The organism is Haladaptatus sp. AB618 (assembly GCF_024136965.1).
Taxonomy (GTDB): Archaea; Halobacteriota; Halobacteria; order Halobacteriales; family Haladaptataceae; genus Haladaptatus.
The window spans coordinates 31424-55511 of the sequence record NZ_JAMYJX010000002.1 but is presented as its reverse complement, the minus strand read 5'-3'; the positions used below and the strand labels follow the sequence as shown (position 1 = coordinate 55511).

Annotated in this window: 23 protein-coding genes; 11 read left to right on the top strand and 12 right to left on the bottom strand. The window is 63.8% G+C overall.

The annotated features are described in order from the left end of the window. Positions 1-7: 7 nt before the first annotated feature. Complete coding sequence (locus NKF26_RS07030; RefSeq protein ID WP_253228943.1) at positions 8-214, bottom strand: hypothetical protein; 207 nt, start codon at positions 212-214, stop codon at positions 8-10. A 145-nt stretch (positions 215-359) separates the two neighbouring features. Between NKF26_RS07030 and NKF26_RS24280 the strand changes: the two genes are divergently transcribed. From NKF26_RS24280 to NKF26_RS06980, 9 genes are all read left to right on the top strand, one after another. After that, the gene (locus NKF26_RS24280; protein ID WP_066144987.1) at positions 360-791 is read left to right on the top strand and encodes a histone; all 432 of its coding nucleotides are present in this window, start codon (positions 360-362) and stop codon (positions 789-791) included. Beyond that, on the top strand, positions 788-1798 hold the full coding sequence (locus NKF26_RS07015) for a histone deacetylase (RefSeq protein ID WP_253234132.1): 1011 nt from the start codon (positions 788-790) through the stop codon (positions 1796-1798). Before NKF26_RS24280 ends, NKF26_RS07015 begins: the two co-directional genes overlap by 4 nt. Before the next feature lie 108 nt (positions 1799-1906). Further along, positions 1907-3082: a glycosyltransferase gene (locus tag NKF26_RS07010; protein WP_253234131.1), complete on the top strand. Its 1176-nt coding sequence runs from the start codon at positions 1907-1909 to the stop codon at positions 3080-3082. After that, positions 3054-3725: a glycosyltransferase family 2 protein gene (locus tag NKF26_RS07005; protein ID WP_253234130.1), complete on the top strand. Its 672-nt coding sequence runs from the start codon at positions 3054-3056 to the stop codon at positions 3723-3725. Before NKF26_RS07010 ends, NKF26_RS07005 begins: the two co-directional genes overlap by 29 nt. Beyond that, entirely contained in the window at positions 3722-4687 is a 966-nt protein-coding gene (locus tag NKF26_RS07000; protein WP_253234129.1) for a hypothetical protein, read from the top strand. Before NKF26_RS07005 ends, NKF26_RS07000 begins: the two co-directional genes overlap by 4 nt. Continuing rightward, the gene (locus NKF26_RS06995) at positions 4684-6021 is read left to right on the top strand and encodes a sulfatase-like hydrolase/transferase (RefSeq protein ID WP_253234128.1); all 1338 of its coding nucleotides are present in this window, start codon (positions 4684-4686) and stop codon (positions 6019-6021) included. The genes NKF26_RS07000 and NKF26_RS06995 overlap by 4 nt, the downstream gene beginning before the upstream one ends. Further along, positions 6018-7481: a lipopolysaccharide biosynthesis protein gene (locus NKF26_RS06990; RefSeq protein ID WP_253234127.1), complete on the top strand. Its 1464-nt coding sequence runs from the start codon at positions 6018-6020 to the stop codon at positions 7479-7481. Before NKF26_RS06995 ends, NKF26_RS06990 begins: the two co-directional genes overlap by 4 nt. Before the next feature lie 141 nt (positions 7482-7622). Then, positions 7623-7988 (top strand): hypothetical protein, encoded by a 366-nt coding sequence (locus NKF26_RS06985; protein WP_253234126.1) that lies wholly within the window; start codon positions 7623-7625, stop codon positions 7986-7988. A 90-nt stretch (positions 7989-8078) separates the two neighbouring features. Continuing rightward, a complete protein-coding gene (locus NKF26_RS06980) occupies positions 8079-8546 on the top strand; it encodes a FlaD/FlaE family flagellar protein (protein ID WP_253228951.1) in 468 nt (155 codons plus the stop codon). 18 nt (positions 8547-8564) lie between these two features. Here the strand turns inward: NKF26_RS06980 and NKF26_RS06975 are convergent, their stop codons facing one another. The 8 genes from NKF26_RS06975 to NKF26_RS06940 all read right to left on the bottom strand — a co-directional run bounded on the left by NKF26_RS06975 (position 8565) and on the right by NKF26_RS06940 (position 17558). After that, positions 8565-9524: a hypothetical protein gene (locus NKF26_RS06975; RefSeq protein ID WP_253228952.1), complete on the bottom strand. Its 960-nt coding sequence runs from the start codon at positions 9522-9524 to the stop codon at positions 8565-8567. Between the two features lie 265 nt (positions 9525-9789). Beyond that, a complete protein-coding gene (locus NKF26_RS06970) occupies positions 9790-10911 on the bottom strand; it encodes an XdhC family protein (RefSeq protein ID WP_253228953.1) in 1122 nt (373 codons plus the stop codon). Continuing rightward, entirely contained in the window at positions 10908-12185 is a 1278-nt protein-coding gene (locus NKF26_RS06965) for a VWA domain-containing protein (protein WP_253228954.1), read from the bottom strand. Before NKF26_RS06965 ends, NKF26_RS06970 begins: the two co-directional genes overlap by 4 nt. Continuing rightward, positions 12182-13102: a MoxR family ATPase gene (locus NKF26_RS06960; protein WP_253228955.1), complete on the bottom strand. Its 921-nt coding sequence runs from the start codon at positions 13100-13102 to the stop codon at positions 12182-12184. Before NKF26_RS06960 ends, NKF26_RS06965 begins: the two co-directional genes overlap by 4 nt. An 83-nt stretch (positions 13103-13185) precedes the next feature. Beyond that, positions 13186-14079 (bottom strand): xanthine dehydrogenase family protein subunit M, encoded by an 894-nt coding sequence (locus NKF26_RS06955; protein WP_253228956.1) that lies wholly within the window; start codon positions 14077-14079, stop codon positions 13186-13188. Then, the gene (locus tag NKF26_RS06950) at positions 14079-16460 is read right to left on the bottom strand and encodes a xanthine dehydrogenase family protein molybdopterin-binding subunit (RefSeq protein WP_253228957.1); all 2382 of its coding nucleotides are present in this window, start codon (positions 16458-16460) and stop codon (positions 14079-14081) included. Before NKF26_RS06950 ends, NKF26_RS06955 begins: the two co-directional genes overlap by 1 nt. Position 16461: 1 nt before the next feature. Then, the gene (locus NKF26_RS06945) at positions 16462-16965 is read right to left on the bottom strand and encodes a (2Fe-2S)-binding protein (protein WP_253228958.1); all 504 of its coding nucleotides are present in this window, start codon (positions 16963-16965) and stop codon (positions 16462-16464) included. Next, positions 16962-17558 (bottom strand): SRPBCC domain-containing protein, encoded by a 597-nt coding sequence (locus tag NKF26_RS06940; RefSeq protein ID WP_253228959.1) that lies wholly within the window; start codon positions 17556-17558, stop codon positions 16962-16964. The genes NKF26_RS06945 and NKF26_RS06940 overlap by 4 nt, the downstream gene beginning before the upstream one ends. Positions 17559-17711: 153 nt before the next feature. Between NKF26_RS06940 and NKF26_RS24355 the strand changes: the two genes are divergently transcribed. Together NKF26_RS24355 and NKF26_RS06930 are read left to right on the top strand one after the other, a co-directional pair. Beyond that, positions 17712-18923, top strand: a complete 1212-nt coding sequence (locus NKF26_RS24355; protein WP_253234125.1) for a molybdopterin-binding protein — start codon at positions 17712-17714, stop codon at positions 18921-18923. Then, positions 18920-19573 carry an NTP transferase domain-containing protein gene (locus NKF26_RS06930; RefSeq protein WP_253234124.1) on the top strand — a complete coding sequence of 218 codons (654 nt, stop codon included), beginning with the start codon at positions 18920-18922 and terminating at the stop codon, positions 19571-19573. Before NKF26_RS24355 ends, NKF26_RS06930 begins: the two co-directional genes overlap by 4 nt. 121 nt (positions 19574-19694) lie before the next feature. Here the strand turns inward: NKF26_RS06930 and NKF26_RS06925 are convergent, their stop codons facing one another. From NKF26_RS06925 to NKF26_RS06915, 3 genes are all read right to left on the bottom strand, one after another. After that, the gene (locus NKF26_RS06925; protein ID WP_253234123.1) at positions 19695-20690 is read right to left on the bottom strand and encodes an oxidoreductase; all 996 of its coding nucleotides are present in this window, start codon (positions 20688-20690) and stop codon (positions 19695-19697) included. A gap of 114 nt (positions 20691-20804) precedes the next feature. Next, entirely contained in the window at positions 20805-21482 is a 678-nt protein-coding gene (locus tag NKF26_RS06920) for a helix-turn-helix domain-containing protein (RefSeq protein WP_253234122.1), read from the bottom strand. Positions 21483-21560: 78 nt separating this feature from the next. Continuing rightward, a complete protein-coding gene (locus NKF26_RS06915; protein WP_253234121.1) occupies positions 21561-23918 on the bottom strand; it encodes a xanthine dehydrogenase family protein molybdopterin-binding subunit in 2358 nt (785 codons plus the stop codon). Between the last annotated feature and the right edge of the window lie 170 nt (positions 23919-24088).

Genomic DNA, 24088 nt, shown 5'->3' with positions numbered 1-24088 from the left:
TTCCGAGTTAGCTCTGGAACGGCTCTTCGTCGCGGTGATTGTCCTTGTTCTGTTCGTCGGTCGCGGCGTCTTCCCGGGCCTGCTTTTGCTCGACTTCCGTCTCGTCTTCGAGTTCCTCCTCACGGGCCTGTTCGGCCTCGGTTTCCCCTTCCTGTTCCGCTTCGTCTTCCTTTTCCTTCGCCATCGTTCGGTCGCGTTCGTGTGGGTCGCTCATCGTGTTCGAGGGTTTGGCGTCGTCGTTTTAATTCGTGATGGCTGCACTGTCGTCCTTTTTATTGTGATAGCAGTTTCCGCGTGTCCGATTTGCCGCGAACGACGGTAGGGAAAGATTAAGGGCGACAGACTTCTGCTGTTGGATCATGAGCGTTGAGCTTCCGTTCGCGCCGGTCGATACGATAATCCGACGGAACGCGGGTACCCTTCGTGTCAGTGCGGATGCCGCCGAGGAACTCGCCCGCCGGATCCAGAGTCACGGCGCGGAGCTGGCCGTAGATGCTGCAAAACAGGCGACGAAAGATAGACGGAAGACACTGATGGCGGCTGATTTCGGCGTCCAGCAGGTCATCGACAAGGACGAACTCACCCTTCCGGTCGCTCCCGTCGATCGAATTGCCCGCCTCGATATCGGTGACGATTATCGGGTCTCGATGGACGCGCGGGTAGCGCTTGCGGACATCCTCGAAGATTACGCCGACAACGTCGCATCGGCGGCAACGATCCTCGCCCATCACGCGGACCGGCGAACCGTTAAGGCAGAGGACATCGAGACTTACTTCAGGCTGTTCGAATGAACTTCGGCTACAGCGAGGTCTGTTTAGCTCACGATACCGGAAAACGGCATCCGGAAAACCCCGACCGACTACGTGCGATTCGGCAGGCCCTCACGCGCAAACACGGCGTCGAATACGTAGAGTCACCACCCGCCACGGAAGCGGAAGTCACGGCGGTTCACGACGAGGGGTACGTCGAGGAGTTACGCGAGTTCTGTGAGAGCGGTGGCGGTAACTGGGACCCGGACACCGTCGCCGTCGAAGCGACGTGGGATGCCGCACTCGAAAGCGCGGGGCTCGCAAAATGGGCCGCGAACGCCGCACTGGACGGCGAAGACGGACGTGCAACGCCGTTCGCATTGGGTCGTCCACCGGGACACCACGCGGTAGAGGACGATGCGATGGGGTTCTGTTTTTTCAACAACGCCGCCGTCGCAGCCCAAGCGGTCATCGACGACGGCCGGGCCGAACGCGTCGCGATCATCGACTGGGACGTCCATCACGGAAACGGCACGCAGGACATCTTCTACAACGACGGAAACGTGTTCTACATCTCGATTCACGAGGATGGGCTGTATCCCGGCACGGGCGAAATCGAGGAAGCGGGCGAGGGGGACGGAAACGGAACGACGCTCAACGCACCGCTCCCGGCGGGAGCGGGCGACCCCGAATATCGCTCGGTCTTCGACGAACTCATCGTGCCCGCAATGCTCGAATTCGATCCCGACCTCGTGTTGGTGAGCGCAGGGTTCGACGCTCATCGGCACGACCCGATTTCCCGGATGCGCGTCTCGACGGAGGGATACGGCGTGCTCACCGCCCAAGTTCGTGAACTGGCGGACGAGTCGAACGCGGCACTCGGGTTCGTTCTCGAAGGCGGCTACGGGTTGGACACGCTTTCGGACGGCGTTGCGATGGTCCACGAAGTGTTCGACGGGATGGACCCGGTCGTTCCCGAAGAGGAGGCGAACGAGGAGGTCCGCGAGGTCATCACGGAACTACTCGATACCCATCCGATGTTCGAGTAGGTCTGGAACGTCCCTTGCTCGACGGATCGAACGCTGCTATTTTTCAAAACACCCACCACAATTTATACTATAGCGTGCTGTACCATCGTCACGCTCAGGGGTGGGCCAATGAGACAGGATTCATACGACGTAGCGGTGTTGCACGACAGATTCCCGGGTATGGGCGGTGGTGAGCGATTCGCCATCGAAGCGGCGCGCGTGCTCGATGCGCCGATTTACACGATGTACGTGGCGAACGACGTTCGAATTCCGGACGACGTGACCGTCGTTCCGATACGGCAGGGAAAGTACACACGGGGTCTCTCGGGTCGACTACTCGAATGGAAAAACGAGGGGATGAACCCGCTGGAAACCCTCTCGGTATCGTTCGATATGACCGACGCGGCCGACGAACTGACCGAGTACGACGTACTCATCGAGAGCGCGCCGCTTTCGAAATCCTACGTTCCGCCGGTCGAGCAGACGGTGATTCACTACCCGCACAGTCCGCCGAGATGGCTGTACGACCTCTATCGTGACCGACTCGGGGAGTTCGACTATCCGGGCATCAAGTTCGCGCTGAAAGGCTATGCGAAGTGCTGGCGGGCACTCGACAAGGAGAGCAACGACTACATCGACCGGTTCGTCGCCAACAGCGAACTCGTCCGCGACCGAATTCAGCGATACTACGACCGGGATGCGGCGGTCATCTACCCGCCGGTAACCGGCGATTGGCGGAACGACGGCGACGACGGGTACTTCGTGACGTGGTCCCGGCTTGCACCGGAGAAACGCATCGGTCTCGTGATAGATGCGTTCGCGGAACTGGACGAACGCCTCCTCGTCGTCGGTGACGGCGAAGAACGCGAAACGCTCGAACGGAGCGCACGCGGACACGACAACATCGAACTCCTGGGCTACGTCGAAGACGTAGCGGATATCGTTTCCCGTGCCACCGCCGTCGTCTACGCACCCAAGGACGAGGATTTCGGTCTGGTCGGTGCGGAGGCGTTGACGGCCGGGAAACCGCTCATTGGCGTGAACGAGGGGTACACCCGTCATCAAATCGTGGAGGGAACGACCGGATTGGGGTTCGAACCGACCGTCGAATCGCTCCGCGAAACCGTCGAACGATTCGACCCCTCGGATTTCGACGCCGACGAGATTCAACGGTTCGCCCGTCGCTACGACAGGACGACGTTCGCCGAATCGCTCCTCGAACTGGTCAACCGAACGCACGCGGAGGCGGCGAAAAAGCGCGCCGCGGTGGATACCGATGATTCGAAACCCATACGAATCCAGTGAGCCGCGGGTTTCGGTCGTGATTCCGACGGTCCCGGAAAACGACCACGAGGCCGTGGTCGCCGCCCTGCGAAATCAGACCGTCACCGAATTCGAAGTGCTGGTCGTCGACGACGCGACGCTCGACATCTGTGAAGCACGAAACGCTGGCATCGAGGCGGCGAACGCGGATATCGTGGCGCTCACCGACGACGACTGCCGACCGCCACCCGACTGGGTTGCGAGCGTGGAGAGCGCCGTCTCCGATGGCGCGGTGTGCGTCGAGGGAAGCGTGTCGGGTGGACGAACGTACCGTGGAACGGGGCTGTACGTCGGTTGTAATCTGGCGTTCGACCGCGAAACCGCGCTCGACGCGGGTGGGTTCAGAAGCGAGTACGCCGGGTGGCGCGACGACACGGAATTCGGCTGGCGAATGGAATCCTATGGTCCCTGTCGGTACGACCCGACGCTGACGATGGAACACCCCGACCGAACGCGGGCAAGCATCGATGCCGAAAACGAGGCCCGGTTGCAGCGCGAGTATCCGACCCGATATGAGGAACGGATCGTTCCGAAGACGGCGCTCGACAGGGTCAACGACTGGCTTTGGCGACAAGGGTTCTGGGACGCGGTCGATAGGGTTCGGTACGCAGGAGGGGGTCGATGACGCTGAAGGAGTGGCTAGGCGAAAGCAGTGACCGCGTCCACGAGGATGGGTGGATCGGCATGGACACGTCCGCCTACGAGCTATACAAAGGCTTTCTCCGGCGACTGGCCGGACGGGGGTCGTTCGGCGAGTCGATATACGACCACTCGTGGGACGCCCTCGTCGTCCTCGACGGCTGTCGGTTCGACTGTATGTGTGAGGTCGCACCCGAGATACCCTTCGTGAAGCGCGTCTGGCGCTTCGCGTCTGCTGGGACTCGCTCGGACGAGTGGATGCACGCGAACTTCGACCGCCGGGATTGCTCCGATACGGTCCACGTCACCGCGAACCCGAACTCCGCGGCGCATCTCGATTCGCGGAACTTCGCCGAGTTGGACGAAGTGTGGCGTGACGGGTGGGACGACGAGTTGGGGACGGTTCCCGCCCGCGCCGTCACCGACCGGGCTATCGTCGCCGGACGGTCTATCGGGGACGGCGAAATAGACGCGGACAAACTGGTCGTCCACTACATGCAACCACACTTCCCGTCGATTCCCGACCCGCTTCCGGGCGACGAGATGAGTCGCGGCGAGTTCGGCGAGCGCGTGGGCGTCTGGGAACGCTTGCGACGGGGAGACCTCACCCGCGAGCAAGTGTGGAGCTCCTACCGTGACAACCTCCGCTACGCCCTCTCCGAGGTGGCGGTGTTGCTCGACAATCTGGACGCCGACCGGGTGGTCATCACGGCGGACCACGGCAACGGTTTCGGCGAGTGGTACATCTACGGCCACCCCGACAACACACCGATTCGCGCCCTCCGCGACGTGCCGTGGGTGGTCACGAGCGGAACCGATTCGGGAACGTACGATCCGAAAAGCTGGATGGTAGGGTCGGACGAGACGGAAGGAGCGGACGGGACGAAAGGAGCGGACGGACAAACGACATCGACCGCCGACCGCCTCTCGGCGTTGGGGTACCGATGAACGTCGCGCTCGTCGTCCTCGACACCCTTCGCAAGGACGCCTTCGACGAGCATTTCGACTGGCTGCCGGGAACTCGATTCGAGAACGCCTACTCGACTTCACACTGGACGGTTCCGGCGCACGCCTCGCTGTTCGCGGGCAAGTACGCGAGCGAACTGGGCATCTACGCCGGTGCACAGCGCCTCGACTGTCCGGAAGCCGTGCTTCCGGAGTCCTTCCACGAAGGCGGGTACACCACCCGTGCATTCAGCGCGAACGTCAACATCTCCCGCCCGTTCGATTTCCATCGCGGGTTCGACCAGTTCGAGGGCAGTTGGCGACTCGATGCCCTCTCGTCGAACGTCTTCGATTGGGACGGCTTCATCACCGAGACGCGCGACATGGGACCGGAACGCTACGCCTTCGCCCTGCGCGATATCCTACTGGGCGACTGCGATACCGTTCCGTCGCTCAAACGCGGCGCGTTCCTCAAGCTTCGTGATTTGGGGATGGGTCGGGCGACCCGCGACGACGGCGCGACTGAGGCGCTCGAATTCGTCCGCGACACCGAGTTCGGCGACGACGAATTCCTCTTCGTCAACCTGATGGAAGCCCACACCCCGTATTCCCCGCCCGAGGAGTTCCGGACGGTCGAACCGCCGGAACTCGACGGCCTTCGTGCCACGCTCGGTTCGCCGGATGCGGACCCCGAGCGAATCCGACAAGCGTACGACGACGGCGTTCGCTACCTCGCGGACCGCTATCGTGCCATCTTCACGGAACTCCGCAAGTCGTTCGACTGTGTCATCACGCTCGGCGACCACGGCGAAGCCCTCGGCGAATACGGCGCGTGGGAACACCTCTGCGGGCTGTATCCGGATGTAACGCGGATTCCGTTGTGTCTCTGGCTGGCCGATGCGACCGATGGAGACGACGCGGATCAAACCGCCGAAGTTCGAGACGATCCGGTCTCCCTGCTCGACGTCCATCGGACGGTTCTCGACATCGCGAACCTCGATGGCGATTCGAGGGGGAGAAACCTGCTTGCGGGGTCGGAGACGGAGGAAGAACCCGAACGGCTGGTCGAGTATCACGGCCTGACCGACCGCCACCGGACCGCGCTCGCCCGTGACGGCTTCGATATCGAGCCGCTGGACACGGAGCTGTACGGCATGGCCGCTGCCGACTACTACGGGTGGGAGACGCCGGACGGCCTCCACGAGGTGGGCGAAATAGCAAAGCCACGGGAGCGAATGGAGAAGCTTGTGAACGAGCTGAACCGACGGGTCGTAACGGACGATGTGGCCCTATCGCCAGCCATCGAGGCGCAACTCCGTGACCTCGGTTACGTATGAGCGAGGCTGCGAAAACAAGCCTCAGCCGGGAAACCCTCGGTGGAACCATCGCGCAGTTCGTGATGGCCGGAATCGGGTTTGCCGGGACCATCGTCTTCGCGCGATGGCTCGGGCCGAGCGCGTTCGGCGGCGTCTATCTCCTCTTCGCGCTGGTGAAGTTCGCCGACCGGCCGATGAACGGCTGGTCGCAGGCGGCCAAAAAGCGCCTCTCGGAATCCGACGCGCTTCGCCCGCCCGCGTTCGGCGCACAGTTGTTATTCGACGCCGGGTGGGTCGTTCTCGCCGCCGTGGTCGCCCTCCTCGCCGGTGACTTCCTTCGGAACTACACCGGACTCGCGCTCGCGCCGTTCCTGATTATCTGCTTGCTCGCCACCGAATCGGTGTACGAATCCCTCGAAAACCTCGTTCAAGGGCGGGGAAAGATCAGCGCCGCGACGTGGGTGGATACCCTTCGCTCAACGCTCACCCTTCCACTGCAGATCGGCTTCGTCGCGCTCCTCAGCACCGCCACCGTGGTCGGGTCCGCGGGAATGGTGTACGGTCTCGCGCTCGCTTCCGCGCTGACCGTTCCCCCCATCGTCGCGTACGTCGCGGCGCGCCCGACCATCCCGTCCCGCTCGTTCGTCCGGAGTCTCGCCGACTACGCCCGGTACAGCATCCCTGGGTCCCTGTTGAGCACGACGTACGACCGCCTCGACGTGTTGTTGCTCGGCTTTCTACTGGTGAACGGAACGTCGGCGGTCGGGCTGTACGAAGTCGCGTGGAAACTCACACTCCCCGCCGTCTTCGTCGCCGACATGGCGGGTCGGGGACTCATGGCGACGGTGAGCGCCAGACGCGGCCGAACGGACGGCGCGGCGCGTGACATCTCGAACACGCTCGCCTACGCCGGAATCCTCGCGTTTCCCGTCCTCTTCGGATCGCTTGCGCTCTCCGAACCGCTGGTCGTGACGGTGTACGGACCGGAGTACCGTGATGCCGCCCTCCTGTTGATCGGGCTTGCGCTCTACCGCGTCGTTCGGACGCAGAGCGGACCGCTCCTCCAAGCGACCAACGGTCTCGACCGGCCGGACGTGGCGATGCGACTGTCGGCGGTTGCCGTCACCGTCAACCTCGCTCTCGGCGTCCTGTTGACGCTCAGGTTCGGCGTGATCGGTGTCGTCCTCGCGACGGTCGTCGCGGAGTCGATCGTGTATCTCGGCGCGCTCCGTTTCCTCCGGGGTGAACTGGTCGGTATCCAGCCGGTTTCATGGCCGATGGTCGCACAAGTAGGTGCGAGTCTTTTCATGTTCGCCGTCGTCTCGATCGTCCACCGGTCGCTCCCCGTCGGGTCCTGGAGCGACCTTCTGACGCTCGTTTCGCTCGGTGGCATCGTCTACGTCGGCGTTCTCCTGGTCGTCAGTCCCGGCGTGCGACGGACGCTGGGTGAAGCCGTTCGGGGGTCGCTCTCTTCACCCTAGCCTTCCGGACGGATGATCGCACCGGGAACGGTTTCTCCCCCTACGGTCTCTCCGAAATCCGTTCCAGTGCGCTGTCGCTTGTCGATGACGACACCGAAGAGGCAGAAGCTATAACGTTCTTCCGCGACGAATGAACTCGTGATGTCACTCCTCAAAATCAACATCGAAAAACCGGCACTCGTCGAGGAACGAGTGTACCCGGACGAGGATTCCGCACCCGCGACTGCCAGCACGAAACCGAAATCGTCCGATTCGCCGTCGTTGGGACTGTTGAAGCCGCTTCTCGGTCTGCTCTTCGTCGTCGGTGCCGCCCTGTTCGCCTACAAACGCCGCTCCGGTTCGAGCGAGGACGAAGCGTCCGAGTTCGAACCCGATGACTTCGAAACCGACGACTTCGAGGCCGAATCCGGCGGAAGCGGAAAGGGCCGTGTGTTCGGCCTTCTGGCGGGCGTCCTCTGCCTCGCACTCGTCGCACGAAAGCGGCGAAGCGGCGCGTCTGACGAGTAATCAAACAGATAAGATTTCTGAGTAGCGATTTTCTAATCCGCCCGTACCAAGAGTTAAATAGGTTGAAATGCTTGTCTTCTAAATATCAGAATGAGCATCAGACCTGCCAATTACGACCTGCGCGAACTTCGTAGGATGGCTGCCGAGGACGAACCACCCCTGGAACTGGCCGCGGGCGAGGACGAACAGTCGGCGGAGGACTTGCTCCGACTCGGACAGCGCGAGGAACTGATGAAATTACAGACGAAGCTGTTGGCGTCCGGTGGGCTTCCGGAGAAGCCCTATCTGACCGGCCTTCCGACGAGATACGGCGCGGAAGTCATCGTCTTCGAATGGCTCGACTTCCTCATCGAAAAATCCGGGTTCGAACACACCGGAAAGGCGCTCTCGCACTACGCCGACATCGACTGGATGAGCGACGGCGCCTACGAGTCGCTCAAGTCGTACATGTACGGGTTCTCGGAAACCGACCGCTTTGGCTCCGAAGGGCCGGAGCCGCTCGACACGAGCGATCACGTCTTGAGTCTCATCTACATCGCCCGTCTGGCGTCGCTGTAACTATCTCCGTAAGCCGCGCTATTCCGCGTAGCCCAGATGTCGCAACCGATCCTCGATGACGTCGTCGGCCATCTCGTCTCCTTCCTCCGGCGACTCCGCTTTTACATCCCGGCGTTCGTCCGAGTCGATCTCTACCCACGGCACTTCGAGTAGTTCGCGTTTGTGCAATCCGCGGGGATGACCGTACGTTCGAATCGGTATCGGATAGGTTCGCTCGCCGATGAGGTTGCCGTGGTCAGACGTGATGGTGGTTTTGCCCGGCAGTTCGTTCACCAGTCGCTCCACGTGCGGCAGCACGATATCGAGGTTCTCCGCGTACGCGTCGACGATACCGGACACGTTCGTCGTTTCGCGGTACTGAAGCGCGTTCCACGGATGGGGATCTTTCTTGATTTCGTCCTCGTCGAGTTGCATCTCGATTCCGGCGTAGTCGAGTTCTTTCCCCTTCTCACCCAAGAACGGATAGTGTGGTTGCATGAAGTGGGTGATGATTCGCTTGTCCGGATATCGCTCGTAGGCTTCGAGCGTTCGCTCGACGATCGTTTCGGGCAGGACGGTTCGGGTCTCCTCGTCCCAATCGTCGTCCAAGAGGTTGACGACGGCGTGGAACGTCCCGTCCGGAATCTTGTAGGCGTGCGGGTTCGAGGTGACGTACACCGTATCGTGGAGTTCGCGCCCGACGTAACTGGCCTGCATGAATTCCCAACTCTCGCTTCCGGGCGACAGTTTGCTCGTCGTCCGTCCGCCGAAGTCGGCCCGTGCGGTGAACAGGTCGTAGCGACAGGCATCCAGGATGACGAGGTTGTCCCAGTCCTCCGCCATCACGTCCATGCGCGTGTCGTCGTTCACGAGTCGGGACACGTACGCGTTCGTGTTCACCGCGTCCTTTCGAAGGCGTCGCGTTTCCCCGCGAATGAGTTCCGGATTCCGTAGGAGACGAATCAGATTTTGGGGAGTATATCGCTGCCAGATAGCCATGTGCGAAACACAGTTCCGTTCCACCTTATTTATGCACAGTTTAAGAATCGACACGGGAGATGATCGGGCCGATTTTCGCGCTTACAAATCCATTTTCGCGGTCCGTTCGGATCGTTCACTCGGGTCAAATCGTTCAATAGGGAAGTTACACGGGGATCACTGCTGAAACGATGCGTGGCGATAGTCGTCGGATGGGAAACGACTGCTCTCCAAGATTTCGAGCGGTCGAGCGAGAACAAGGACTGACGTCGGGAGACCCCCCGAATCAGTGAGTTTCGGACGGCGTCTCCGCTCGATCGTGAACGGTGCCATCGACCGCCCTGAGGTGTGATCCTTCGCGACCGTTTTTGACGGCCAACGCCTCGGCCACGATGCTGTGGGCGACCTGATACGGCGCGCCGCCGCCGAGGTCGAGGCCGACCGGCGTGTAGACGGGATCGAGGTCGCCCAACTCCTCTCCCTCCTCCTCGAACTCGTCGAGCATCTGCTCGAATCGCTCCTGCGGACCCATCAAACCGACGTACGGCACGTCGGTCGCGAGCAAATCGGCGAGCGCGAGGCGGTCGTCGATGAAGTTGTGCGACATCACGACGACGTAGGTGTCCCCGTCGAACGCCACGTCGTCGGTCAACGACCGCGGCGAGGTCGAGAGCACCCGGTCGGCGTCCGGGAATCGTTCCCTCGCCCGGTCGGCACCGCGGAAGGTGGCGACCGTCACGCGGAAATCCACGTTCAGCGCCAGATCCACGACGGGCGCGACGTCGTGACCGCCGCCGAGGATCACCAACTCCGTCGGTGGAACGATACGGTCAACGAACACGGTTGTCACGGTCCCTTCGTCCGTTTCCACGTCGATGGTCCGCGAGCGCTCGATGTCGGCGGCCCGAATCGCGTCGCCGACTTCCTCGGGGAGACCGTCGAAATCGTCCGAGTAGTCCCGTTCGCCCACGTCGACGGCCTCGTCGTCGCTCGCCACGACGGTCGCGACAGTGATCGCATCTCCCGCCTCGTAGGCTTCGACGGCGGGCCGCATCCCCTCGTCGAGCGGTTCGAGGAACAGATCGATGATGCCGTTGCAACCGACGCCGAGGCCCCATTCGTCGTCGTCGCCGGTCAGGTCGAACGTCTCCAGCGTCGGCTTCCCGTCGGCGATCACCCGGTCGGCCAGATTTCGAACTTCGTCTTCGAGACATCCGGCGGTAATCGCGCCGACGCCGCCCTCGGTCGGCGAGACGACCATCTTCGCGCCGGGTCGGCGGTACGCGCTCCCGCGAACGTCGACGACCGTCGCCAACATGGCCGGTCCATCGGCGTCCAGTCGCTCGCGGATGCTCGCCATCAGTTCCCGTTCCGGTACACTCCACTCGCTCCGTTCGGTTTCGCTCATTGTACTTCCTCCATCTGATCCGCACGCGGTCTCGTGAGCGTTCGCTCCGGACCGTGACGGGAGAGTTCGGTTGCGATTCGATACAAGTCACCAGAGTCAGCAAAGCCGTACAGGCCATCGAGATACGGCAACGCCGCCTGCATCCCACGGCAGGCGGGTTCGTAGGCCGGCGACACGGCCAACGGATTCAGCCAGATGACCCGTCCGGCACGCCGCGACAGCCACGCCATCCCCGTCGAGAGGTCGTCGACGTCGCCGCGTTCCAACCCGTCGCTGAGGATAACGACGGTACTCCGCCAGTCGATGGTTTCGGCGTGTTCGTCCCGAAGCGTGCCGAGTGCGCCGCCGATTCGCGTCCCGCCGCCCCACTCGGCTTGGGCGGCCTCCAACGCAACCAGCGCGTCGTGTAGCGTCGATTCGTCGAACGCCGGGGTCACCTCGCGGAGTTCCGTGTCGAAGAAGAATATCGGCGTCCGTCGCCACGCCGTCCGCACTTCGCGCAGGAACTGAAGGAGGAACCCGCGGTCCACGGTATCGAGGACGGACTGGCTCACGTCCACCAGCACCGCACCGCGGGTCTCGGTTCGCTTTCGAACGCGACCGGGGATGGGAAGCGGCGTGCCGCCGCTCTCGACGCTCCGTCGGAGCGCCCGGCGGGCGTCGACGCCGCGGGGGACGGAAGCGGGGTCCCACCGTCGTCCGGGGAGCGACGACACCGCCCGCGTGAATTCCGCCGTCGCGTCCGCGACTCGTTCCTCGTCCCGGACGGCGACGGTCGCCGTCGAAAACCGGTCCGAATCGCCGCTGGGACTGTATTTCGCGGCGGTCTTCGTTTCCGCATCTCCGAGCGGGGAACGCTCCGGCGAGACGGTCGCTCCTGCTCCCGTCTCCGAACCGTTCTCTTCGTCCTCGCCCCGCTCGGACTCGGCGTCCTCCTCGGCGGTCGCGCCGTCGTTCCCGACGTTCGGCCTGCCGGGTGAGGGCGCATCCGCTGGGTCCGCCGGATACGGACGGTCCTCGCCACGAAGGCGCGCCCAGAAGACGGGAAACAGTCGGTCGAACGATTCTCGGGCGCTCACGTCGGAGAGCAGCGTCGCGCGAAGTGCGGTCCGTACGCTACCGCGATCACGGCGTTCGACGGCGGTGAGCGCCCGTGCGGCCGAGAGCGCGCCATCCCCGGGGATGTTCGCGCCCGTTCGATCGAGTTGTACCGTGAACTCCACGAGTTCGGCCCGGAGCCTGTCGGCGGGACGGTCGGACGGCGGAGAGTTCACGGCTCGGCGTGCACCTCCGCGAGCAGGGATTCGAGCACCTCGTCGTCGATTCGTTCGACGTCCTCGGCATCCTTCAGTAGACAACCGAGGGTCTGTCGAGCCGTTTCGACCGAGAGGTGTTCATCCTCGGCGTCTTCGCCACCGTCGCCGAGGACGGTCAGGGCTTCCGCCCAATCGAGCGTTTCGGCGAGACCGGGCCGCTTTCTGAGCGGGCGGTCCCGGAGTTGCTGGGCAACGCCACAGACGTCCGCCGCGAGTCCGTCGGCGAGTTCCGGCACCTTCCGCTCGATGATAGCCCGCTCCTTCTCGACGGACGGCGGGTTCACGTACAGGTACAGACAGCGCCGTTTCAGCGCGTCGCTCAGTCCTCGCGTTCGGTTCGAGGTGAGTATCACGACCGGCGGCGTCGCGGCTTCGACGGTGCCGAGTTCGGGGATGGACACCTGAAAGTCCGAGAGAATTTCGAGCAACAGCGCTTCGAACTCCTCGTCCGCGCGGTCGACCTCGTCAACGAGGAGCACCGGCGGTCGGTCACCGTCGCCCGAGAGCGCTTCGAGAAGCGGCCGGGAGAGCAGGTACTCCTCGTCGAAGACGGAGTCGTCGTCCGCGACGCCGCCCTCGCCGGACTGAATCGCGAGCAGTTGCTTCGTGTAGTTCCACTCGTACAGCGCGTTCTCGGCGGCCAGCCCCTCGTAGCACTGGAGACGGACGAGATCGGTGTCGAACCCCTCGGCGAGCACTTTGGCGAGTTCGGTCTTCCCGGCACCTGGCTCACCCTCCACGAGAAGGGGTTTGCCCATCCGCAGCGCCAGCAGGACCGTCGTCACTATCTCGTCCTCGGCGACGTACTCCTCGTCGTCGAAGACCGCCCGAAGCTCCGCTTCCGTCACGGAGTCGAACCCGTCAGGACCCGTCATCGATACCCTCCGGTCGCGCCGCGCGGACTCGTCGGTTCCGTCGTGTCAATCACAGTCACCCATTGGGTGCGGTCGTTCAAGACTTAGTCGGCGGCGGCACCCCCGCCGTTGGCTCGTTCGACCGCGGCTCCGAGCGCACGCTTCGTATACACAGTCAGGAGGTGGGCGCGGAACTCCGCGGACGCCTGTACGTCGTCCATCATCAGCATCTCGTCCAGGTCGTCGCCCGCGTGGTCGGCGGCGTCGGCGAGGGAATCCTCGTCCGTCGATCCGCCGACGAGCGCGTCCTCGACGGGTTCGAGGCGGATACCGTGGTCCATCACGCCGTTCGCGGCGACACGGGCCGAGGTCACCTCGTCCCCGTCGACTTCGAGTGCGGCGGCGACGCCGACCATGGCGTAACCCGAGGACGGACTCGGTTTCTTCGCGTATGCACCGCCGATTTCGGGCGCGTTCGGGAGCCGGATTCCCGTGAGCAGTTCGTCCTCCCCGACGTCCGTCGCGTACATGCCGAGGAAGAAGTCGTCAACCGGAACCTCGCGTTCGCCGTCACGACCTTCCACGACTATCGTCGCGTCCGCCGCGAGGGCCGCCGCCGGGAGGTCGGAGGCAGGGTCGGCGTGCGCGAGGTTGCCGCCGATGGTGCCGCGGTTCCGTACCTGTACGTCGCCGACCTGTTCGACCGTTGCCGGGAAGACGGCCACGTTCTCCGCGAGGTCCGAGGAGTTCACGACGTCGACGTAGTTCGTCATCGCGCCGATCGTCGTTTCGTCGCCGTCCGCCTCGATACCCGAAATGGAGTCGATACCGCTGACGTCGACGAGTGCACCGGGGCTGGCGAGACCGGACTTCATCGTCGGGAGCAGGCTGTGACCGCCCGCGATTATTTCGGGGTCCTCGTCCGCGTGTTCCTCCATCAGATCGAGCGCCTCGGAGACGCTCGACGCTTTGTAGTAGTCGAATTCTGCCGGGAACATCAGTTCTCACCTCCGCTTTCCTCGACCGCACGCCACACGCGTTCGGGCGTCAGCGGCATGTCGATGTCGTCGACGTCGAACGGTTCCAACGCGTCCGTGACGGCGTTGACCAGTGCCTGTGGCGCGGCGATGGTGCCCGCCTCGCCGACGCCCTTCACGCCGAGCGGGTTGTGCGGGCACGGCGTCACCGTGCTTCGCGTCTCGATTTCCGGGATGTGTTCGGCCTTCGGAACCGCGTAGTCCTGCATCGATCCCGTGAGGAGCGTGCCGTTGTCGTCGTACACCGCGCCCTCGTACAGCGCCTGTCCGAGGCCCTGTGCGACGCCGCCGTGGACCTGCCCTTCCACGATTTTCGGGTTGATCTGATTGCCGACGTCGTCCACCGCGACGTAGCGTTCGATGTCGATTTCACCCGATTCGGGGTCGACTTCCACGACGCAGGCGTGGAGTCCGAACGGGAACGTGAAGTTCTCCGGGTCGTAGAACGAGGTGGCTTCCAAACCGGGTTCCATGTCGTCCGGGATGTCGTGAGCGAGGTACGCCTGCCCGGCGATTTCCTGAATGCTGACGCTCTTGTCCGGTGCGCCGACGAGTTGGAATTCTCCATTTTCGAACTCCACGTCGTCCACGTCGGCCTCGAACTGGTGGGCCGCGATCTTCCGCGCCTTCTCCACGATCTTTCCGGCGCTCGTCGCCAGCGAACTGCCGCCGACCGCCGCGCTTCGGCTTCCGTAGGTACCCATTCCCTGCGGTACCTCGTCGGTGTCACCCTCGACGATTTCCACGTCGTCGTAAGGGACGCCGAGTTCGTCCGCGATGATCTGGGCGTAGGTCGTCCCGTGGCCCTGTCCGTGGCCCGACGTCCCGCAGTAGGCGGTGACGGTTCCGGACGACTGCATGCGGACGAGCGAACTCTCCCAAAGCCCGGCCTGTGCGCCGAGTTGTCCGGCGAGTTCGGAGGGTGCGAGCCCGCAGGCTTCGATGTACGCCGAGAGGCCGACGCCGATGTAGCGACCCTCGTCGCGCAGTTTCTCCTGTCGCTCGCGGAGTTCGTCGTAGTCGAGCGCGTCCAGCGCCTCGTCCAGCGTCTTCTCGTAGTCGCCGCTGTCGTACTCGACGGCGACTTGCGTCTGATACGGGAAGTCGTCCGAGTCGACGAAGTTCTTCCTCCTGAATTCGGCCGGGTCCTCGCCGATTTCGCGGGCCGCGAGCGTCATCATGCGCTCCACGACGTAGGACGCCTCCGGGCGGCCAGCGCCACGATAGGCGTCCACGGGTGGAACGTTGGTGAACGCGCCGTCCACGGAGACGTGAATGGCCGGAATGTCGTACTGTCCGGAGAGGAGCGTTCCGTACAGATAGGTCGGCACGGCCGGTGCGAACGTCGAGAGGTAGGCACCCAGAGCGGCCTTCGTATCCACGTCGAAGCCGGTGATGTGGCCGTCCTCGTCCAGCGCCATCTTGGCGTGGGTGACGTGGCCACGCCCGAGCGCGTCCGTCTCGTAGGTCTCGGTACGGGTGGCGACCCACTTCACGGGTCGTTCGAGTTCGCGGGCACAGAGCGCCGTCAGCGCCTCGTCCGCGTAGTGGTGAATCTTCGACCCGAAGCCGCCGCCCACGTCCGGCGCGCGGATGTGGAGTTTGTGCTCGGGGTGGTCGATGACCCCGGACATCAGCAGGCGGTGAAGGTGTGGGTTCTGTGAGGTCATGGCGACCGTCAGGTCGCCCGACCCGGCGTTGTACTCGGCCACCGTCGCCCGCGGTTCCATCGCGTTCGGGATGAGATACTGGTTGTGCAGGTCGGCTTCCACGACCGTCGCGGCGTCCTCGAACGCCGCGTCGGTCGTCTCGGCGTCGCCGAGTTCCCAGTCGAGGGCGACGTTGTCGCCTTGGTCCTCGTGGAGGACCGGCGCGTCCTCTTCGAGCGCCTCCGCGGGGTCCGTCACCGCGTCGAGACGGTCGTAGTCCACGTCCACCGCGTCGGCCGCTTCCCCTGCGATGTAGCGGTCGTCGGCCACGACGACCGCTACCGCGTCACCCTGATAGCGTACCCGGTCGCTCGCCAGAATCGGGTGGGCCGGGGTTCGGAGACTGTCGAGCAGCCATCCGACCGGCAGTTCGCCGGGTACGTCGAAGTCCTCGGCCGTATAGACCGCGACGACGCCGTCCATCGCCTCGGCGTCGCTGGTGTCGATGGAGTTTATTTTCGCGTGGCCGTACTGGCTCCGCGTGACGGCCATGTGCAGCATGTCCGGGCGCTGGATGTCGTCCGTGTACTCCGCGCGACCGGTGATGAGCGACGGGTCCTCGCGGCGCTTGATGGCCGAACCGAGGACTTCCTCGATATCAACGTCGTCCGCGTCCACGGTTTCGATGGACATCTCAGTCCCCCTCCGCAGCGGTGGTGGCACCCTCGGCCCGCATCTTCTCGGCGGCGGATTCGACGGCGTTGACGATGTTCTGATAACCGGTACACCGACAGAGGTTACCTTCCAGCGCCTCACGGATTTCCTCCCGCGAGGGGTCGGGGTTCTCTTCGAGGAACTGCTGGGCCGTCATTATCATGCCCGGCGTACAGTAGCCACACTGCAGGCCGTGTTCCTCCTGAAAACTCTCCTGAACGGGGTTGAGTGCCGGACCGTCGGCCAACCCCTCGACCGTCGTTACGTCGCATCCGTCGGCCTGCACCGCGAGGACGGTACAGGATTTGACGGCGTCGCCGTCGAGGTGCACCGTACACGCCCCGCAGGTGCTGCTCTCACACCCGACGTTCGGTCCCGTGTATCCCAACTCGTCCCGGAGTGCGTGGACGAGCAATGTTCGTGATTCGACCGTGAGGTCCTTTTCCTCGCCGTTTACCGTGATTGTGATGTCGTGTTCCGTCATAGCAGATCCCTGATTTTGTCCGTGATTCCGCCGCTGTCGTCGGTTTCGACGTCCCGTAGCTGGTCCTCGATGTTGCCGAAGAACCGGTTGACGACGCGGTTCGCCACCGGATTGATGACGCGCTGGCCCATCTGCGCGACACGCCCGAACACGTCGGTTTGGGCCTGCCAATCGACGGCGACGCCGTTCTCGGTTTCCTCCAACTGCATCCCCGCTTCGAGTTCGAACGAGGAGTTACTGGCCTCACCCTCACCCTCGGCCGACATGTGGCCGAACTCCCGATCGGTGATGGTGACGACCGTCTCGAAGGAGGGTTTGACGCTGCCGACGCCAATCTCCATCAGCGCCGCGTAGTGTGCTCCCTCCTCGAACGCCCGTTCGGCGATTTCCTCGGTGTCCGCCTCGGGGAGTGTCGGTGGGTCGTCGTCCGACACCTGCTCGCGGAGCTCGTCGAAGTCAACGTCCTCGTCATCGACGCGCACGAGGAATTGACAGCCCGGCAGTGCCTCTTTTATCATTACCGGGTCGGAGAGCGCCAGCCACGCCTCCTCGCGGGTGGTGTCCGCGATCTCGAACGTGTCACTGAACTCCACGCGAACTCACCGTCCTCCCGCCGTCGTGATTCTTGGAATCATCTATCACATGTAATCATTATGGAATAGACAATAAGGCTTTTCCCGAATTCGGCGACCAATCCCGGTTACGGATGGGGAATAACTTTCATTTCTCCGCCCGTACAGTTCTCCGTGACGAACCGGGTTTCACGACGAACAGCGCTCGACCGGACGATAGGGACGCGTGCAACGCTTCTCGAAGAGGGGGTGACGAATCAGGTCCCCCCGGCAGAAGTTACCGACCGTGTCCTCACGGAAGCCATCGTCGCGTCCGCCGACGTTCCACCACACGACCGGGCGACGATGGACGGGTACGCGTTCGCCGCCGCTGATGGCTATCCCCTCCGCGTCGTCGGCGACATCGGTGCGGAGGGCGAACCACCAAAAATCGAGACGGGCGAAGCGATCCGAATCGCCACCGGCGCGTCGCTTCCCGACCGTGCCGATGCGGTTCTGGAACGCGAACGAGCCGAACTGGAAGAGGAGAACGGCGAGACCACACTCTCCGGTCCATCCGTCGAACCCGGACGGAACGTCTTCCGCCGCGGGACGACCGCGAAGAGAGACGAGACCCTGTTCTCCGCTGGCGATCGACTGACCCCGCCCGACTCCGGTCTACTCGCGGACATCGGCGTCGCGGACGTTCCCGTCCGCGAACCGTTCTCCGTCCGCATCCTGGGCACCGGCACCGAACTTGTGGAGGGTCGCCAACCCGACCGAGATTCGCCGATGCTCGCCAACCTCGTGGCGTCGTGGGGCCACGAACGTCAGGTCGTCGCTCCAGTACCCGACGAACCGGACGCGGTTCGGGACACCATCGCGGAACACGCCGCCGCGTCCGACGTGCTTCTGACGAGCGGCGGCACCGGCGGCGGCGCACGGGACCACGTTCGCAGTGCGCTCGCCGACCTCGGGGAAATCGTCGTAGACGGCATCGACGCTCGCCCCGGGAGCCACGTCCGCGTGGTCACCCTTCCCGACCACGACGCCGTCGCGGTGGCTCTCCCCGGCAAACCGGTCGCCGCGTTCCTCAGCGCGATTTCCGTCTGCCGAGCGCTTCTCACCGCGGAAACCGCCGAACCGACCGAACGCGCACGACTCGGGTGTGACCTCGCGGTTCCGGACCGTGAAGCCGAGTTCGTCGTACCCGTCGAACACCGAGGCGACGAACTCGTCCCGCTCGGGCACGCCGACTCGTCGGTTCCGATCTACGGCGAGCGATTCTCGCCGCGCATTCTCGCCGACTGTGCCCGCGTGCTGGAAATGGACGGCTACCTCCGGGTGCGAGAGTCGCTCGACGTCGGGGAGACGGTTCGATTCGTCCCGACGGAGGTCGTGACGTGACGCTCCCGATAATTCGGCCGCCGTTCAACGGGCCGGACGAGGACGAGGATTCGGGATCCAGCCGTCCGGACGCGTCCGTCGCGGGCGTCTTGCTGGCCGCCGGTAGCAGTTCGCGCTTCGGCGAGTCGGACAAACTCCTGGCCTCGCTCGACGACGACCCGCTGGTTCGACACGCCGCGCGAAGCCTCCGCTACGCGAGCGAACTCGACGCCGTCGCCGCCGTCATCGGCGGAAACGCCGACGGGGTTCGGGACGCGCTCGACGGGTTCGACCTTCCGATCATCGAAAATCCCGACGCGGAACGCGGCCAGGCCACGTCCGTCCGGGCGGGCGTCGAATGGGGGCGAGAGTACGACGCCATCGTCTTCGCGCTCGGCGACATGCCACACGTCCAATCCCGGAGCATCAACCGCCTCGTTTCAGCGTATCGTGCAGGTTCCGGGGACGCCCTCGCCGCCGCATTCGACGGCCGACGCGGCAACCCCGTCCTCTTCGATTCCATCCACTTCGATGCCCTCGAAGACGTTTCAGGGGATATCGGCGGGCGTGAGATCCTGCTCGACGGCGAGCACTCCGCACTGATCGAAACCGGCGATCCGGGGGTTCTGCTGGATGTAGATACGAAGGGCGACCTGCGAAACGTTCGATGACAACCGCAGAAGTCACGGCTGGTCGAGATGCTGATCTCGACGTACGACCTCAACGGGTCCGTCCGGCGACGGTTCAGCGGGTCCGAGTGAAGGGTCCGGACGGTGAATAGTAGCCGCTCCTTCACGAGTACCGACCGAGCATTTCCTCGCTCAGTGACCAGAGACGGTCCGCCGAATCGGCGTCTATCGCGTAAGGCAGTACACCGGTCAACTGGGACGAGTCGGACATCGTCGAGTCGTCCGGTTCCCGTCGCATGACGCTGGCGACGTCGGCGTTCTCACAATACAGGCCACCTTTCCCTTCGAGGTCGGGACTGGTGGCGCACCAGACGCTCGTCGCGGCACCCTGTTCAACCGTCTTGAGCTGCTGTTCCGGGTCGAGGATCGGCGTTCCGTCGGCATCGAGGATGCCCCCCTCGATCAACTCATCACGCGAGACGTGTCTGTCGAGGCCGGTGTCGACGATGCTGCCCGGATGAAGCGAGAACGCCCGTATCGAATCCCCTTTGAACCGGTCGTCGAAGCCGACTGCAAAGAGGATGTTAGCGGTCTTCGATTGTCCGTACGCCGCCCACTTGTCGTAGGGTCGATGTTCGAAGTTCACGTCCTCGAACACGACCGGTGAGTAGCGGTGACCGAGCGACGAGACGGAAACAACTCTCGCGCCCTCCGCTCGGCGCAAGGCCGGGGACAGTCCGGTCGCGAGTTGGAAGTGGCCGAGGTGATTCGTTGCGAAATGAAGTTCGTATCCGCGTGCATCGCGTTCGAGTTCCGGGAGCGCCATAATCCCGGCATTGTTGACTAAGATATGTAGCGGCTCTCCGGTGGACAGAAAGCGCTGGACGAACCCGTCGATTGACTCCGGGGAGAGAAGATCCATCCGCTCGATGGTTACGTCGATATCCGCGAGTGCGTCGGTGGCCTTCTCCTGATTCCGCGCGGGTACGATGACTTTCGCGCCGGCGGAACGAAGCACCCGTACCGTTTCCAAACCGATGCCCGAATACCCACCGGTCACGACCGCAACCTTTCCGGTGAGATCGATACCATCGATGACTTCCTCGGCGGTTGACGTCGCATCGAAGCCGGAACCGATGGGTTCCTGTTCGTTAGACACGGTACCACCTCCTCACTGCGCCATCGAACCGCGTCGTACTCCGTTCATTGGCCGTCGTCTCTGTCTCTGTAGTCATCGAGTAGACGGACGGTTCCGGCGGCAAAAGACGGGACGCTAGTCGGTACGGGTGTTTAAATGCGATCGAACATCGACCGTCTGGCTGACGAGTTGTCGTTCGGCTCGACGGAGGAGTTCGGACACCGACGCCGCGGAGATTCCCAAATCCTCGCCGATGGTTGCCGTCGAGACCCGACGCGGTGATTCGTAATACCCGCGTGAGAACGCACACACGAGTGCTTCGTACTGTCTCTCGGTAAGTCCCGGTTGAGTGCCTTCGTCCGTGCGACCCGGCTCAGCGGAGATCGTAACGAGCTTCGTGGAAATGTTCTCGGAATTACAACTTTTGCGGAACGCGTTGAACTCATCGTAGTTCAAAAACACCTTACGTTCTCGCCACCCGTCGGTGGTAATCGTCGAACGCATGAGTGCAGTTTCGAACTTCCCGTGTTCGAACATCCTCGATGGGGAGGCGTCAGCGTCGAGAGTTACTTTGAACAGCCATCCGTCGGCCGTCGCTCCGAGTTCGGTCACCTCCGTTACCCCCCTTTGTCGAGGAAGTTCGGATTCGAACGTCTCGTATGACTCGTCGTCGACCGTGAGCGTCAGCATATCTCCTCCATCTTCGAACGGAAATATCTGAACGAGGCCGATTTCACGGCTCGGAAGGCTCCCGGCGAGCTCCACGAGAGGGAGTTCGGGGGACGTCAATAGAATCTCGACAAGGACGGTCATGTGTCCTGTTGTCACTCGACGACGATAATCCTCACTCGTCACCGGGCAGTGAAGACGCTCGACTCGTCCACGGGACAACTAGTTAGTCGATTCCCGAATCGCGCGCCAGACGGTTTCCTCGGTCAGCGGCATGTCGATGCTCTCCACGCCGAACGGCGCAAGTGCATCCAGAACCGCGTTGACGAGCGCCGGGGGTGCGGCGATGGTCCCGGCCTCGCCGATTCCCTTCACGCCGAGGGGGTTGGTCGGACTCGGCGTGACGGTGCTCCGGGTCTCCATCGTCGGAATCTGCTGGATTTTCGGAATCGCGTAATCCTGCATCGACCCGGTGACGAGCGTTCCGGCATCGTCGTACACGGCTTGCTCGTAGAGCGCTTGTCCGATGCCCTGTGCCACCCCGCCGTGGACTTGCCCTTCCACGATTCGGGGGTTGATTTGCTCGCCGCAGTCGTCCACGGCGACGTAGCGTTCGACCTCGATTTCACCCGACTCGGGGTCCACCGCGACCACGGCGGCGTGACAGCCGAAGGCGTAGGCCGTCCCGTCCTGGTCGTAGAACGTCGTGGACTCCAACCCGGCCGATTCGTCCGGCGGAAGCTGACGGCTGTAGGCCGCGCTCGCGACCTGTTCGAACGCGACGGCGCGGTCGGGCGCACCGACGACGCGGAACTCGCCGTCCTCCTGTGCGATATCCTCGGGAGCCGCCTCCAACCGGTCGGCGGCGATGCGTCGGGCCTTGTCAGCGACTTCACCCGCGCTCTCGGCGACGGCGTTTCCACCGGCAATCGTGCTCCGACTGCCGAAAGTCCCCGTTCCGGTCGGGATGCGGTCCGTGTCGCCCTCCACCACGTCGATATCGTCGTAGGGAACGCCGAGTTCGTCGGTGACTATCTGGGCGTAGGTCGTCCCGTGGCCCTGGCCGTGGGAATGCGTTCCCGCGTAGACCGTCACGCCGCCGTCGGGGTGGACGCGGACGACACCGCTCTCGAACCCGCCGCCGGTCGATTCGACGAAGCAGGCGAGGCCGATACCGAGGTAGCGGCCGTCGTCTCGCTTCCTCCCGTCCACCCGTCCGTTTCCGTCCACCCGTCCGTTTCCGTCCTCCTGCCGTGTGCGGAGTTCGTCGTACCCCACGGCGTCGAGCGCTTCGTTTAGTGCGGTTGCGTAGTCGCCGCTGTCGTAGTTCGCGCCGACGGCGGTTTCGTGGGGGAACGCGTCGGGCGGAATCTGGTTGTGGCGTCTGAACTCGGCGGGGTCGATGTCCAGTTCCCGCGCGGCGCGGTCCACGAGTCGCTCGGTGACGTAGATGGCTTCCGGACGGCCAGCACCGCGGTAGGAGTGGACGGGGGCCGTGTTCGTCAGGACGCTGTGAGTCCGGCAGTGGATGGCGGGGATGTCGTACTGGCTGGCCAGCAGGCGGCCGTACCAGCCCGGAAGCGCGGGGCTGACGCCGAGTCCGTAGCCTCCGAGTCCGGCGTGGGTTTCGGCCTTGAGACCCCGAATCGTGCCGTCGTCGTCGAACGCCAGTTCGGCCGTCGTTCGGTGGTCTCGGCCGTGGGCACCGGCGAGATAGTTCTCAGAGCGCGTGGCGGTCCACTTCACCGGAATTTCGAGTTCGCGGGAACACCACGCCGCGACGGCTTCGCCGGGATGGTGGTGTCCCTTGTGTCCGAAGCCGCCGCCGACGCTCGGTGCGACGACGCGGATTCGATTCTCGGGGATGCCGAGCGTGTCCGAGAGCTTGCCTCGATGGCCGTGCGGTGACTGACTCGTCATCGTCACGGTCAGCGACTCCTCGACGTCGTCGTACTCCGCGAGCGCCGCTCGCGGCTCCATCGCGTTGGCGATGAGGCGGTTGTTCTCCAGTTCGATTTCGACGGTGTGGTCGGCGTCCTCGAACGCTCCCGCGGTGGCGTCCGCATCGCCCATGTCCGTGACGGTCACGACGTTGTTCGGGACGCCCTCGAAAATCTCGGGCGCACCCTCCGCAGTCGCCTCGATCGGATCCGTCACGGCGTCGAGACGGTCGTAATCAACATTCACGGCGTCCGCGGCGTCCGTGGCGACGTAGCGGTCCTCGGCGACCACGGCGGCGACCGGCTGGCCGTGATACCGCACTCTCCCGTCGGCGAGTATCGGGTGACCCGGAATCTCGTTGTCGAGAAACCCGGTCTCGACGGGAATGGTTCCCGGGGTGTCCGAGTGTTCGATGTCCTCCCACGTGTAGACCCCCAGAACGCCATCCGTGGCCTCGGCATCACTGGTGTCGATGTCCTCGACGGTCGCGTGGCCGTAGCGACTCCGCACGAAGGCGAGATACGCCATTCCGGGTGCGTGCAGGTCGTCGGTGTACGTCGCTCGCCCGGTCACGAGCGCCGGATCTTCCCGCCGTTCGAGTTCCCGCCCGACCATCGCCCCCTCGGGATTCTCACTCATTTCCCCCCATACTACCGTTTCGCACGGAATCAAACTGTCGAGTCCAGAAAAACGGCCGGGGTAGGAGCAGTCGGTAACGGAATGGAGGGTATGGACGGAGTTGGAGATGACTGTACGCGAATTTCGACCAGTTGTTACCAACGGTTGGTTAGATGCCGAAGATTCTTTTC